At 35.5% G+C, this 12,299-nt stretch carries 15 protein-coding genes and 1 pseudogene; 6 read left to right on the top strand and 10 right to left on the bottom strand.

Features of this window, described 5'->3' with window-relative positions:
* Positions 1–44 precede the first annotated feature (44 nt).
* Both ACE198_RS21865 and ACE198_RS21860 read right to left on the bottom strand, forming a co-directional pair.
* A complete protein-coding gene (locus tag ACE198_RS21865; protein ID WP_375377020.1) occupies positions 45–443 on the bottom strand; it encodes a hypothetical protein in 399 nt (132 codons plus the stop codon).
* A gap of 165 nt (positions 444–608) precedes the next feature.
* Entirely contained in the window at positions 609–1,190 is a 582-nt protein-coding gene (locus ACE198_RS21860) for a TerD family protein (protein WP_375377019.1), read from the bottom strand.
* Between the two features lie 229 nt (positions 1,191–1,419).
* Here ACE198_RS21860 and ACE198_RS21855 point away from each other — a divergent pair, with 229 nt between their 5' ends.
* Positions 1,420–1,794 carry a nucleotide excision repair endonuclease gene (locus ACE198_RS21855; protein WP_026567028.1) on the top strand — a complete coding sequence of 125 codons (375 nt, stop codon included), beginning with the start codon at positions 1,420–1,422 and terminating at the stop codon, positions 1,792–1,794.
* Between the two features lie 39 nt (positions 1,795–1,833).
* Here the strand turns inward: ACE198_RS21855 and ACE198_RS21850 are convergent, their stop codons facing one another.
* The 3 genes from ACE198_RS21850 to ACE198_RS21840 form a co-directional block, all read right to left on the bottom strand.
* Positions 1,834–2,865 carry an ATP-grasp domain-containing protein gene (locus ACE198_RS21850; protein WP_375377018.1) on the bottom strand — a complete coding sequence of 344 codons (1,032 nt, stop codon included), beginning with the start codon at positions 2,863–2,865 and terminating at the stop codon, positions 1,834–1,836.
* Positions 2,866–3,133: 268 nt separating this feature from the next.
* On the bottom strand, positions 3,134–3,700 hold the full coding sequence (locus ACE198_RS21845) for a hypothetical protein (protein ID WP_375377017.1): 567 nt from the start codon (positions 3,698–3,700) through the stop codon (positions 3,134–3,136).
* Positions 3,701–3,862: 162 nt separating this feature from the next.
* Complete coding sequence (locus tag ACE198_RS21840; protein WP_375377016.1) at positions 3,863–4,039, bottom strand: hypothetical protein; 177 nt, start codon at positions 4,037–4,039, stop codon at positions 3,863–3,865.
* A 454-nt stretch (positions 4,040–4,493) separates the two neighbouring features.
* On the opposite strand from ACE198_RS21840, the gene ACE198_RS21835 reads away from it, so the two are divergent.
* The 3 genes and pseudogenes from ACE198_RS21835 to ACE198_RS21825 form a co-directional block, all read left to right on the top strand.
* Positions 4,494–4,658, top strand: a complete 165-nt coding sequence (locus ACE198_RS21835; protein ID WP_179195757.1) for a hypothetical protein — start codon at positions 4,494–4,496, stop codon at positions 4,656–4,658.
* 112 nt (positions 4,659–4,770) lie between these two features.
* Positions 4,771–5,979 (top strand): acetate kinase, encoded by a 1,209-nt coding sequence (locus tag ACE198_RS21830; RefSeq protein ID WP_375377015.1) that lies wholly within the window; start codon positions 4,771–4,773, stop codon positions 5,977–5,979.
* Positions 5,980–6,058: 79 nt separating this feature from the next.
* A pseudogene (locus tag ACE198_RS21825) lies at positions 6,059–6,220 on the top strand (citrate/2-methylcitrate synthase); the annotation flags it as partial.
* Positions 6,221–6,392: 172 nt separating this feature from the next.
* Here ACE198_RS21825 and ACE198_RS21820 read toward each other — a convergent pair.
* The 3 genes from ACE198_RS21820 to ACE198_RS21810 form a co-directional block, all read right to left on the bottom strand.
* Positions 6,393–7,280, bottom strand: coding sequence for a YitT family protein (locus tag ACE198_RS21820; RefSeq protein WP_251461573.1), 888 nt, complete (start codon positions 7,278–7,280; stop codon positions 6,393–6,395).
* Between the two features lie 594 nt (positions 7,281–7,874).
* Complete coding sequence (locus ACE198_RS21815) at positions 7,875–8,246, bottom strand: hypothetical protein (protein WP_098575370.1); 372 nt, start codon at positions 8,244–8,246, stop codon at positions 7,875–7,877.
* A 24-nt stretch (positions 8,247–8,270) separates the two neighbouring features.
* Entirely contained in the window at positions 8,271–8,786 is a 516-nt protein-coding gene (locus ACE198_RS21810) for an acyl-CoA thioesterase (RefSeq protein ID WP_098575369.1), read from the bottom strand.
* 367 nt (positions 8,787–9,153) lie between these two features.
* Here ACE198_RS21810 and ACE198_RS21805 point away from each other — a divergent pair, with 367 nt between their 5' ends.
* Positions 9,154–9,669: an acyl-CoA thioesterase gene (locus tag ACE198_RS21805; RefSeq protein ID WP_098575368.1), complete on the top strand. Its 516-nt coding sequence runs from the start codon at positions 9,154–9,156 to the stop codon at positions 9,667–9,669.
* Between the two features lie 11 nt (positions 9,670–9,680).
* Entirely contained in the window at positions 9,681–10,052 is a 372-nt protein-coding gene (locus tag ACE198_RS21800) for a hypothetical protein (RefSeq protein WP_251461580.1), read from the top strand.
* Positions 10,053–10,150: 98 nt separating this feature from the next.
* Here the strand turns inward: ACE198_RS21800 and ACE198_RS21795 are convergent, their stop codons facing one another.
* Positions 10,151–11,044: a LysR family transcriptional regulator gene (locus ACE198_RS21795; protein WP_375377014.1), complete on the bottom strand. Its 894-nt coding sequence runs from the start codon at positions 11,042–11,044 to the stop codon at positions 10,151–10,153.
* A 372-nt stretch (positions 11,045–11,416) separates the two neighbouring features.
* Entirely contained in the window at positions 11,417–12,148 is a 732-nt protein-coding gene (locus ACE198_RS21790; protein WP_375377013.1) for a response regulator, read from the bottom strand.
* Positions 12,149–12,299: the final 151 nt, after the last annotated feature.

Below are 12,299 nucleotides of genomic sequence, written 5' to 3'. Positions count from 1 at the left end.
TTAAGCCATTTTCTAAGCATTTTGGTAAATAATGTTTATTAGTGTTACTGCTCCCTACTATATCGATTAGAAATGATAACACCGAAAATTAATCCAATGAAGATCGCCATTAAATGCGTGGAGCCAGTTGATAAAGACAAAAAATTGATTGTTATACCATAGCTTTTATTTACTAGGCTTAATAGGATCTGTTCCAGTATCGGTTTGTAAATCATCAGATACGGTAGAATTACCAAAGGAATCGCCAGCCATTTGTGACCAGTTATGTATTTCGTCAATAGTAAATAAATGATGGCAAATAGTATAGCAAATCCATAAACAAACCAATTCAAATATAGGAGGATCGGGCTAGGCCGATCAAAAATAGCTACCACATTAAGATACACGATCCAAAAAATCGCAATACTAATAGCAAGAATCTGTGTTTTCAGCAAAAATTTCATTGGTAACAGCACCAGCCTCAAATCAAATATGTTATTTTATTTCTACCATAACGCAAATACCTCATCTCCACAAATAAATACTCTATGAATTGAGACACTTCTAATAAACAAAAAAAGGACAAAAACAGTTACTCTACAGTTTTTGTCCTTTTTATATACCATTTTTTAGCCTACGTTTAGGCCGAAGTCTGTTGCGATACGGGCTAGGCCGCCTTGGTAGCCTGAACCTACGGCCGAGAATTTCCACTCACCATTGTGACGGTACAGTTCGCCAACGATAATAGCAGTCTCAATCGAAAAATCTTCTCCTAAATCATAGCGAATGAGTTCTTGGTTCGTTTCTTCGTTAACGATGCGGCAGAATGCATTAGATACCTGACCAAAATTCTGACCACGAGCTTCTGCATCATGAATGGTAATTACAAAAGAAATTTTTTCAATCTGAGCAGGGACCGCGCTAAGATTCACTTTTACTTGCTCATCATCCCCATCCCCTTCTCCTGTGCGGTTATCACCCGTATGTACTACAGATCCATTTCCACCTTCAAGTTGATTGTAGAAAACGAAATCCTTTTCAGACGTAACTTTTCCGTTAGATGCTAACAAGAAGATACTTGCATCTAAATCAAAATCATTTCCGCCATCATAACGATTGGTATCCCAGCCAAGACCAACAATAACCTTCGATAAACCGGGATTTGTTTTTGTTAAATCAATTTTTTGACCTTTAGATAAGGAAATAGCCATACAAACACCCTTTCAATCTTAATATTATCAATGTTTCACTTTAAGTTTACAAAAACAAGGAATATTTTTCTACTTTTTAATCACCTTCTTCTTATTAAATACAAGATTCACTGGTTTTGAGCATCAAAAAATGGTTAAGATAACTATTATTAATTGTTTATGCTATAATGAACTGCTAGCAAAACGGGAAACCCGTTTATTTTAAGTAAGGCAAGGAGAGATTTTCTAAATGATTAAAATTGAAATCCCTAATCCTGATATAGTGATTACGAAAAAAAATCAAGTTGGTGAAAAAGTAGAGGCGCCGCTTAGCAGCGTTTATGGTTTTACAGATTATAATAAAATTCCAAGAGACAAAGGCGGGATTATCCTTTTTTCAAACGCAAATGATGAATTACTGTTTGTCGGCAAAGCTAGGAAATTACGCCCCCGCGTAAAAAGACATTTCGAAGATTCTGTCTCACCGATCAAATTGCACCGTGATGAAGTTTATAAAATTGCTGTATGCGTTGTGGAAGATCCAATGGAAAGAGAAATTTACGAAACTTACCTCATCAATACGTTACATGCTAAATACAACATTGATAAAGTGTTCTATAAATAGTTGAAAGAGCGGGTTCGAAAACGAAACCTGCTCTTTTTTTTAACTAATTTCTCCGTATTTCAAAATCATTTCTTTTTCAATATGACTTGCCCGAATGCCAAACCTCGGTTTAATCAAATTTACCTCTTCACCTAGCAAGATTTTAACAGCCAAATACGGGATGTTGATCCCCGATAAGCAGCTAAAGTGCATGCCGCCGCTCATACGCGGATTGACTTCCAACAGCTTGGGTTCACCATTGTTGTTGTATTTGACTTGAATATTAAATACATATGGCACCTTAAATTCTTGGTGAAAATCGTGAGCCAATTTTATAAGTTCAGTCTGCTCCACAATCTCCCTTATCCTTCCATCCCCCTTCATTCGAGGTATGGCGGCATACAATTTATCTTGGGAGGATAGGCAATCGATACTATATTCTCTGCCTTCTAAAAATTCCAACACCATTAAGTCAGGGAATGTTTCTTGCTGACCTAAAATTTCGCAGGCATAGTGGTAAGGAATACGGTAGCTCGTTCCATGATTGAAAAGCTGGGGAATCGAATCAATCTGGTCTTTAATGACACGAAATCCGTTCGCACCTTCACCAATCACTGGTTTAAAACACACAGTATGACCTTTTTCCTTTAATTGTTCATACGCTATTTTAAACGCTTCAAGATTATTAACGACGTGATAATCAGGGATCAACGAGTTTGCCGGTCCACGCGTAAACATTTGATATGTCTCAGCTTTATTATCCATGCTCTCCATGAGACTAGCATCTGGGCAAACTAACACCTTCACTCCCAACTTCTCAAATTGACTCAGTCGTTTGGAGATGAGGACATTTTCCTTCCGCGGGATAAAAATATCAATCTCGTGCCGTTGACAAAAATCAAGACAAAAATCAATATATTCTTCCCCAGATATATCCGGCTCGACGAAGGCATAATCACAATTTTGTAAATACAGGGCATCCTTGTTCGGACTGGTTCCATAAATAATAAATTTTCGCTTTTCTTCGTTATCCCGAATCATGTCGATGAAATGGGAAACCGTTGTAAACCATCTGTTAAACCAAATCTTCATTTCAATCCTCTTTCTTGTTGTAATAAGACCTCACTCATTATTGTCCTTCTCGACATTTTTTATAAGCAAAATTTGACAAAAAATTCATTTCCTACTGCAATTCTTCGAAAAACAACACCTATATTCTGTATAAACGCAAAAAAATGTTCTGCAATGCGACGTAAATAAATACTTTTACAAAATAGATTTTGAATTTAAAAAAGAGACAATCGCCCGAACGATTGTCTCTTTACTATTTTTAAGGATGAATCTTAATGATTTATCATTATTAATTATTTACATGTACTTTTACACTTTTCTCGATCATGGAATAGATGTTTTTATGGTTGTTTTTTGCAATTTCTACATAATTACTTGTAACTTTTAGCAAGTCGTTACGACGCTCTCTTACAAAGAGTACATAATTCTCACTATTTTCCACAAGGTTATTATCAAATCGATCCATTAGATCGAAAGATAATTTAATTGGGGTTAATGCGAGATTCTCTACACGATCAGATACATCTCGAAATTGGTCTGTAAGCTCTGGAAAATCAATCTGTAAGGCATCATTTTTTTCATAAAGGGCGCTTACACTATCAACGATTTCACTGTTGGTCCTTTTTGATTCTTGATAAAGATTTAAAAAAGAATTTCTAAAGTCTTTATTAAACTTAATCGTTTCTTTTACAGTCTTTAGATAAACTTCTTCTCCACTTTCTTGTAGTTTCTTTGCCCAATCTAACGATAGCGCGAATTGATTCCATATTGTGTCTACAAATGGCATGACTTGATAACCCTCTTCCTTAACTACAGCTTTCTTTACTTGCTCACTTTTTTTTGACGTTGTACTCATTTTCATTCCTCCTCTTGTCACTGGTGCCTTTCTCTATTGGATCCTTCCTTTTAAATGAAGGGATAAAGAGCTTTAGTAAATTAGAATACGTATTGAGGAATTGATCTAACATTGATTGGTAGGTTTCTAATTGATTTGCATATCCCTTTAAGTATGTAACTCCTACCTCTGTGATTTTGTAACACCTCTTTGCCGGATCATTTCCCCTAGTATCCCATTCAGATGAAAAAAGGTTTTCCTTTTCAAGTTGACGAAGGAGCCGTATAAGCTTCCTTGATCAATCGGATGAAACCCAAATGTTTCAAGCTTTTGAAATAGCTCGTATCCATGAAGTGACATTCTACTAAGAATTAATAATATAAAGGCAGAACAAAACTCTTTGATGGTTGAATGGTTCTATTGGCGCTATCTTTTGCATTTGGATTATCTCCTAAGTTCTTCTATATATGTAATTTACACCTATAGGGATATTATGTCAATCATTTAAATTATTTGATTTTTAAATTAATTATTCATAAAAATTCTGTTTTATCCATCTATTATTCTCTTTCATCCTCAAATAGAATGTTATATCCAAAAATTCAGACAAGTGCAACAAATATACTGTAAAATAATCTCAAATAATCAGTCTGTTATAAGACAATGGTTCAGAAAGGCGGACATTGATTAGGATCAAGTCATATCAAAAGATTTCTAGTTCGATTTAAGTTGAACCCTTAGTGATTTTGGATAGTTTACTGCAAATAGAAAAGTATCTTTTGAAGTAACAAAATAAAGATGAGGAAGACTTATTATGAGCGAACAAGAAATGAAGGAACTGAAAGCTTCTAATCATAAAAACTATCAAAAACTATTTCCGCCAAGTGTTTGCTTCTATTGTGGTTCCATTATAGAAGATGAACATGAATCGTCCATGACGAAGTGCCAAAATTGTTTAAGTAAGGAGAAGAGTAGATAAAGGAAAAACACTAACTTGTTTTGAAAGCGCTTGATTTAACAAAACTATAGAGATTTTTCCTTAGAGAAAGGTTAGTTACATTTAATAAATTCAACTAAAGGAGATGAATTGAATGTCCAAAATTCTTGTAGTTAATGCTGGAAGTTCCTCATTGAAATATCAACTATTGCACATGCCAGAAGAATTTATAATAACAAAAGGTATGGTGGATCGGATCGGTTTAAAAGATTCAATGTTTACTATTGAAGTTCACAACAAGAAAATGAAATTAGTTCAAACGATCAATGACCATCTGGAGGCAGTTAAAATCCTATTGCATAAGCTGATCAATTTAGAAATTATTTCATCGCTTGATGAGATCGATGGGATTGGTCATCGAGTTGTTCATGGGGGCGAAAAATTCAGTGAATCGGTACTGATCAACGATGATATATTAAGAGAAATTGAGGAAGTATCGGAGCTCGCGCCGCTTCACAATCCTGCCAACCTTATCGTGATAAATGCGTTTCGTGAACTATTGCCTGATGTACCTTCAGTAGCAGTATTTGATACTGCTTTTCATCAAACGATGCCAGAACAATCTTTTCTTTACAGTTTACCATACGAGTATTATCAACAATATGGCATTCGTAAATATGGATTCCACGGGACAAGCCATCAATATGTATCACAACGTTCCGCAGAGTTGTTAAAACGTCCAATAAGAGAGCTTCGTCTAATTTCCTGCCATCTCGGAAATGGAGCAAGCCTTACAGCGATAGATGGAGGTAAATCAATTGACACGTCGATGGGATTTACGCCGTTGGCAGGGGTGACCATGGGAACACGTTCAGGTAATATTGATCCAGCACTAATCACCTATATCATGGAGAAAACAGGTCAGAGCGCTGAGAAAGTGGTGAGTATTTTAAATAAGGAAAGTGGCTTGCTGGGGATATCTGGTTATTCAAGTGATCTCCGAGATATTCAGGAGGCAGCAGAGAAGGGACACAAACGGGCAGAGCTTGCGCTGCAAGTGTTTGCAAAAAGAATTCAGGAATATATCGGGATGTACGCGGTAAGGATGAAGGGTCTTGATGCGATTATCTTTACTGCTGGTATTGGAGAAAACAGTGACCTTATCCGCGCTCGTGTATTGGAAGGTCTAGAATTTATGGGAGTGTATTGGGATCCTAGCCTTAATAAAGTAAGCGGCAGAGAAACGTTCATTAGTTATCAGCATTCACCGGTCAAAGTGATGGTCATTCCGACTAATGAAGAAATCATGATTGCAAGGGATACGTCTCGTTTAGGTATTCGTGAAAGTTTACTGGTTGTATAGAATTTTATAATATAAAAATATTTTTTATCTTGTTTTCGGTAAACTTGTAATCTACCAGATGAAAAAGCTAGCGTAAAGGCCAAACGTTGATTTCTATTCTGCGTCGGTTTATCACTGCTTAGGGATAAAACAAAACCTTTTCACACCTATTTTTGCGATGAGCCGCACGTCAGGCTGGATCGCTCATATTTTGGAACAGTATGAAAACAATCGCTTAATTCGCCCTCGTAACGACGATTAAGAATAATAAATAAGATTATAAAAAAGCTAGATAAGACATTTTTTAATAATGTGTTTTGTCTAGCTTTCTTTTGTCTAGTTTGATTATCTTAAATTTTATAATATACCCGTTAAAAATTGAGCTTTAGCAGCAGCTATTTAATTTTTATATCCACTACCTATTCGATTACGGATTAATGAATGTCCTTTTTCTTAAACCGACCACCATAAACTGCAGAAACATCTGAAGTAATGGTAAATGCTTCAGGATCTATCTCCTTAATAATATCTTTTAGCTTTGTATCCTCTAGCCTTGTAAAAGCACATAGAATAACACGTTTATCTTCACCGCTGAAAGAACCTTCTCCATGGAGAAAAGTGACGCCACGCCCTAATCGTTCTGTAATGGCATCTGCTATCTCATCGGTGTTATCACTAATGATATATTTGCATTTCATATCACCTAATCCTTTTACCACGATATCAATGGTTTTAAACGCAATAAAATAGGTAAGCATTGAAAACAAAGCATTTTCTATAGAAAATACAAAGGCAGCCAATGAGAAGATAATCACATTCACAGCCATGATGATCTCCCCGACTGAAAATGGCACCCTTTTTTCAATTAAAATAGATAATGTTTCAGTACCATCTAAAACTCCTCCATTTCTGATTGCTAAACCTACCCCAATTCCACATATGACACCGCCAAAAACAACTGACAGAAGCTGATCATGTACCATTGGGTCTATATGATGCATGAATGAAGTAATCACAGAAAGAGCTATGATTCCATAGAGCATACTAAAAGCAAATGTTTTACCGATTTGCTTATAACCTAAGAAGAAGAAAGGTAAGTTTAAAATGACTAAAAATATACTAAGGCTGATTGAAGTAACGTGACTTAAAATCATGGATAAGCCCGTCACTCCACCGTCAATTATATTATTCGGAATTAAAACAGCTTCTAACCCGTAAGCCATAATACTGGCACCAATTGTAATAAAAAAAGACCTTTTGACAACATTTCTTACAGATAATTTTTTATGATTTATTTTCTTTTTTTCTTCACTTGTATTCATAAAGCTTTACCCCTTATATTTATATATTTTAAAAATCACAGAGAATATGTGTTTTTTTCAAGACATAGCTTGTTAGATCGTATATAAAAATTCAATTAAACATGAGTAAAAAATTATTCATTTGTCATGAAAACACAAAAGGAGCTTGTTACCAAATAGGCATAATAATCCCATGGTGACAGGCTCCTCCATATTAGCACGTAATTTTATTCTTTGAAATTGTATCACATAAGGGAGAAATATTCACTTTTGTATAATTAAAATATGTGTACTGGTAGTTCGACTAACGCACCCGTTGGAATTATAAGGTCAGCCAGATAAGAAAATATTACTGGTTGACCTTATTTTATATTCGGTCCGGTACTTTTTATTTTAAAAAAACTCATCTTACTCTATAATAACCACAAAATTATTGAAGAATCTCCACATTTGCAGTTTTCCGTAAATATCCCACTGGCAATGGAGTCTTAAAAGCAAATTGGGTGAATCGAACTAAATTTTCGATTCACCCAACTAATATGTTTTAGGTTATTAATATAAGATATCAATGAAAGACTGAAAAATATAAGTGCCCCATTTGTTTCCTTCGAACTATTAATGAATCAAAATTGGACCAACTAATTCTTTTGGATTTTCGCCTAATGCCAACTTGCTAATGTTGACATAGGTTACTTGTTTATACTTTTTTAGAACCTGTTTTAATTCAGAGAATTTTTCGTCTGTTTTTAATTTTTCAATTTCACGATGGTAGATGGACATTACGTAGTCATCCAGGGACTTAGGGTAGAAATCACTTGTGTTTTCATCCATAATGACTGTTCCCATATACTGATATCCACAATGCAATTGACGTGTTAGTTTTACGATATTGATAAATTTTTTATAAATAGAAGGTTTTGTTGCATGTAAGTTTTCGATAGCAAGTTGTGCATTTCTCAATTCAGTGTAATTTGATTGTCTGATCATAAGATCTTCCCCTTTGTTTCACTATTAATCCCATGGTTTATCTAGTGTAAGTCTGGCCACAAGTTCTTTATTTTGTGTTCTTTTTAACTTACGAATTTCTTCGCGCTCTTTTCCCGTTTCATAAAGAAATTTCTCTTCCTCTGTTTCTGGAATGACTTCAGGCACTTCCAACGGTCTTTTATTTTCATCTAGAGGGACAAAAGTAAAAAATGCAGTAGCAGCAATTCTTCGTTCCCCGGTTTCAAGATTCTCTGCAATCACTTTACAGAAAATTTCCATTGATTTTGTACCTGTATAGCTGACAAATGACTCGATACAAACTGAATCACTTCGTCGGATTGGTTTAATGAAATTAACGGAGTCTGTCGATGCAGTAACACATTCCTTTACCCGTGAATGCCTACGGGCGGAAAGAGTCGCGCAAGCATCCATCTTCTTCATTAGAACTCCACCAAATAATGTAGAATAATTGTTCAAATCGTTAATGAGCACTTGATCGGTTTGAACAACACGTGTGTTTTTAATTTTTTTTGCTTCCATTTATTTTCTCCCTATATATATATAATGTTTTTGAAGCGTTCGCTTCTCATACATCACATAGGTGATTATAATATAACCACAGTGGAAAGGTACAATGCCAATAATATATGGAATTCATAACAAAACTGTATGGAAGCGTTTTTGGCAGGAACATTAAAAGACAAGTAAACCATTCCCATCATATTCCAATTTAATTCTAGGTCCAGTACTAGAATTTATAAGAAAAACATGAAAATAGAAAATTAACTGATCCTCATTTGTTCATTATTTCAGGAAATATCTAACTGGTTTAATTAAGATAACATCTCCCAACACTAAGAAAAGCGGAAGAGAAGTATGAAGAAATTGCTCAATATAGGGTGATAAAATGGAAGCGAAAAAAATTAGTGAAACGCGTGTAATTCATACCGATCAGGTGTTGCTTAATGATTTGAATAATTATGATACATTATTTGGCGGGGTTCTTATGAAGAAGATGGATGCATGTGCGACACTTTCGGCTCGCCGGCATTCACGAGTAAAGCAATGTGTTACGGCATCGACAGACTCCGTTAATTTTCTTCACCCCATTCAGCAAAGCGATTCGGTCGGTATCGAATCATTTGTTTGCTATACAGGTAAAAGGTCGATGGAGATTTTCTGTAAAATAATTGCTGAAGATCTCGAAACAGGGGAACGTAAAATTGCCGCTACAGCTTTCTTTACTTTCGTCCCTCTAGATGAAAATAAAAGACCATTGGAAGTGCCAAAAGTTATTCCAGAGACAGACGAAGAAAAATTTCTTTACGAAACCGGAAAAGAACGCGAAAAAATCCGCAAACTCAAAAGGGAGCAAAATAAAGAACTCGTATCCAGACTCTCACCGAAAAAAGCATGTACTTAGGGGGTTGAAACATGTTAGTCTCAGCAAATTATGAAGATTTGATTGACGCAAAAATGGCCATTGAACACTTAGGTGAAACAAAACCATCAATTTATCATATGTTCTTAAATATCATTGAACTAACTCGTAAACTTAATTTTGGATACCAATATATGGGAGCATTACTCATGGATGAAGACCCAAGCGAATTTAAGCCGGTAGGACAAGATGAATATGTTTTGTCCGTCTATCAAAAGGAAATCGAAGAGTTAAAAAAGGACCAAAAATTTTCTGAACTAAAACAGTTGCTAAAAGAGTATGAACAATTGAGTTATGCTAATATCAGCAAGTTAGCATTAGGAAACCCGCCAAGGGAACTAGCCGGTCCAACTGTGATTCATTAATAAAACGAGGCTGTGAGGAAATTACCCTCCAAGCCTCATTTTGTTTGTAGACACGGTATTAAAATCCATTGCTGAAATCTTCTACAATAGATTATGAATCACGGTAAGGATGCTTCCGACAGCTTCACTTTTGCAAACCGGATAAATTCTTTCTCAACCTGTGACATGTATCCATTCGTTTTCCAGATCAAGGCTAAACTCCATCGGATTGTCGGGTTGGTTATTGAGATTGTTTGAATATCATGTGTTAAATCCTTACATATACTCTCAGGCAGCAAGGTGATACCCAAATTAGAAGCAACCATTTCTTGGATAAAATCTAATTGTGATGTTTCCGAAATAATGGTCGGTTGAAAACCAATTCCTTTGCATGCAGCAATAACCAGACTCCTTAATTCAAAATCTCGGTTAAACATAATAAAATTTTCTTCTTTCAGCTCTTGCAATGACACTTCCTGTTTGCCGATAAAACGGTGGGAGGCGGGTATAACCAGTTTTAGTTTCTCATTAATAAACGTATAATAGTCAATACTTTCATTTTTGTCAGGGAGAAAGACAATACCAAAATCAAGTAAACCATTGACAATCTTCTGTTCAATTGTCTTTGATCCGTCCTCTTCCAATTGGAACGTAACTTCTGGATATTCTTGATGAAAAGAAGCAAGAAGTTTTGAGAAAAAAGTAGAATTGGTTACTGTAGGGAGCCCGATACGGATGTGTCCTTTTTTTGGCATTAACATCTTATCCATTTCCTCATCCAATTGCTGCAGCTGTTCTTCAATTTTTAATGCATGTTTTTTTAGGACACGTCCTGCATCAGTTAAGATCAACTTTTTCCTAGTTCGAACAAAAAGCTTTGTACCAAGTTGGTCTTCCAATGATTTGATAGTTCGGCTAAGGGCAGGCTGGGTAATGAAAAGATTTTCTGCTGCACTGGTAAAACTACCAGTACGCGTAATTTCAATAAAAAATTGCAACTGTTTAATTTCCAATTATAATCAAACACCTTATATTTCTTTTTCAATGCTAGACTAGTTTACCACAAATTTTTCTTTAAAGACACGCACTTGTGTCATACCCAAAAGGGAAACTTATTAAATCTTTAACTTACTCATATGTGGCTTTTAATTAATTTATATTCAGAAGCGATTAATTCGTATCCTTTTGATTTCGCCTTGTGTTTAATATACCATCCTTCTTCAACTAAAACAGCCATCAAATATTGAACTGTATTTTGTGATCAGTTTTTCTAAGCCATATATTGCCCCTTCAATTTTGGAATTTAGGGCTACTCTCGATTTTACCCTAGAAAATTTCCAATACTCTGCTGCAAAAAGAAGAAGACTCCATTTGAGCCTTCTTCTTTAGATGTGGCTATGCTGTTTGATTGCCTCCTTAACCAAATAAACACGTTCTGGGCGCCCGACCGTTCCGTAGGCTAAATCTGCCTCAATTTTTCCCTCTGACATGAGATGCTCAAGATACCTTCTAGCGGTCGTTCTACTTACACCTATTTCTTTAGCAACTATCTCGGCCGTTAAGCCATCAGCAACCTTAGATAGAACCTCGAGTACCTTTTCCAGCGTCAGTGGATCAATTCCCTTAGGCAGATAAGGTTTATCTGTTTTGGATCCCTCTATTTCTTTTCGCAGCAGCTTGTCCACCTGTTGCTGTGTTACATGGAGATTTTCATTCTTCAATTCTGCTAGCTTTGTAGAATATTCTTGATACCTCAGCAACGATTGTTTAAACCTCTCAAACACTACAGGTTTAATAATATAATCAAAAACACCAATACTAATTGCCTCTTGCACTTTATGAATTTCTTTTGTGGCAGTGATCATGATCACGTCCATTTGCTTCCTTTGCTGCTTTGTTTCTTTAAGCAAATCAATTCCATTCATATCCGGAAAATAGACATCTAACAAAAGTAAGTCTGGCTGTAATAAATCAATATACGTCTTTGCCTCTAAATAGCTTGCCGCAATTCCTACTGTTTGGAATCCTTGAATCTGTTCGATAAACCGTTTTTGAATTTCTGCAATCCGTAAATCATCCTCAACTATTAACACTTCTATATTGGGTTTCAGATTCATTTAAACACCCCCCGTGTTTTGGAACGTATTGTCAAAACTTTTATATTAAAAAAGTTAATAATCCTTGATTTATAAGGCTTAAAAAGCAAAAAACTTGCCACCCCCGTGAAATTAGGTTAAAAGTGAGGTTACCACACCGAACACCTAATCC

Origin of the sequence: Neobacillus sp. KR4-4 (assembly GCF_042136325.1) — a bacterium.
Classification (GTDB): Bacteria; Bacillota; Bacilli; order Bacillales; family Cytobacillaceae; genus Neobacillus.
The sequence above is the reverse complement of the archived record's forward strand: the minus strand, read 5'-3'. Positions and strand labels throughout refer to the sequence as shown.

What these genes read in the sequence shown, in the direction of transcription:
- ACE198_RS21865 (WP_375377020.1), bottom strand. Translation starts at nt 443, where the DNA reads ATGAAATTTTTGCTGAAAACACAGATTCTTGCTATTAGTATTGCGATT.
- ACE198_RS21860 (WP_375377019.1), bottom strand. Translation starts at nt 1,190, where the DNA reads ATGGCTATTTCCTTATCTAAAGGTCAAAAAATTGATTTAACAAAAACA.
- ACE198_RS21855 (WP_026567028.1), top strand. Translation starts at nt 1,420, where the DNA reads ATGATTAAAATTGAAATCCCTAATCCTGATATAGTGATTACGAAAAAA.
- ACE198_RS21850 (WP_375377018.1), bottom strand. Translation starts at nt 2,865, where the DNA reads ATGAAGATTTGGTTTAACAGATGGTTTACAACGGTTTCCCATTTCATC.
- ACE198_RS21845 (WP_375377017.1), bottom strand. Translation starts at nt 3,700, where the DNA reads ATGAGTACAACGTCAAAAAAAAGTGAGCAAGTAAAGAAAGCTGTAGTT.
- ACE198_RS21840 (WP_375377016.1), bottom strand. Translation starts at nt 4,039, where the DNA reads ATGTCACTTCATGGATACGAGCTATTTCAAAAGCTTGAAACATTTGGG.
- ACE198_RS21835 (WP_179195757.1), top strand. Translation starts at nt 4,494, where the DNA reads ATGAGCGAACAAGAAATGAAGGAACTGAAAGCTTCTAATCATAAAAAC.
- ACE198_RS21830 (WP_375377015.1), top strand. Translation starts at nt 4,771, where the DNA reads ATGTCCAAAATTCTTGTAGTTAATGCTGGAAGTTCCTCATTGAAATAT.
- ACE198_RS21820 (WP_251461573.1), bottom strand. Translation starts at nt 7,280, where the DNA reads ATGAATACAAGTGAAGAAAAAAAGAAAATAAATCATAAAAAATTATCT.
- ACE198_RS21815 (WP_098575370.1), bottom strand. Translation starts at nt 8,246, where the DNA reads ATGATCAGACAATCAAATTACACTGAATTGAGAAATGCACAACTTGCT.
- ACE198_RS21810 (WP_098575369.1), bottom strand. Translation starts at nt 8,786, where the DNA reads ATGGAAGCAAAAAAAATTAAAAACACACGTGTTGTTCAAACCGATCAA.
- ACE198_RS21805 (WP_098575368.1), top strand. Translation starts at nt 9,154, where the DNA reads ATGGAAGCGAAAAAAATTAGTGAAACGCGTGTAATTCATACCGATCAG.
- ACE198_RS21800 (WP_251461580.1), top strand. Translation starts at nt 9,681, where the DNA reads ATGTTAGTCTCAGCAAATTATGAAGATTTGATTGACGCAAAAATGGCC.
- ACE198_RS21790 (WP_375377013.1), bottom strand. Translation starts at nt 12,148, where the DNA reads ATGAATCTGAAACCCAATATAGAAGTGTTAATAGTTGAGGATGATTTA.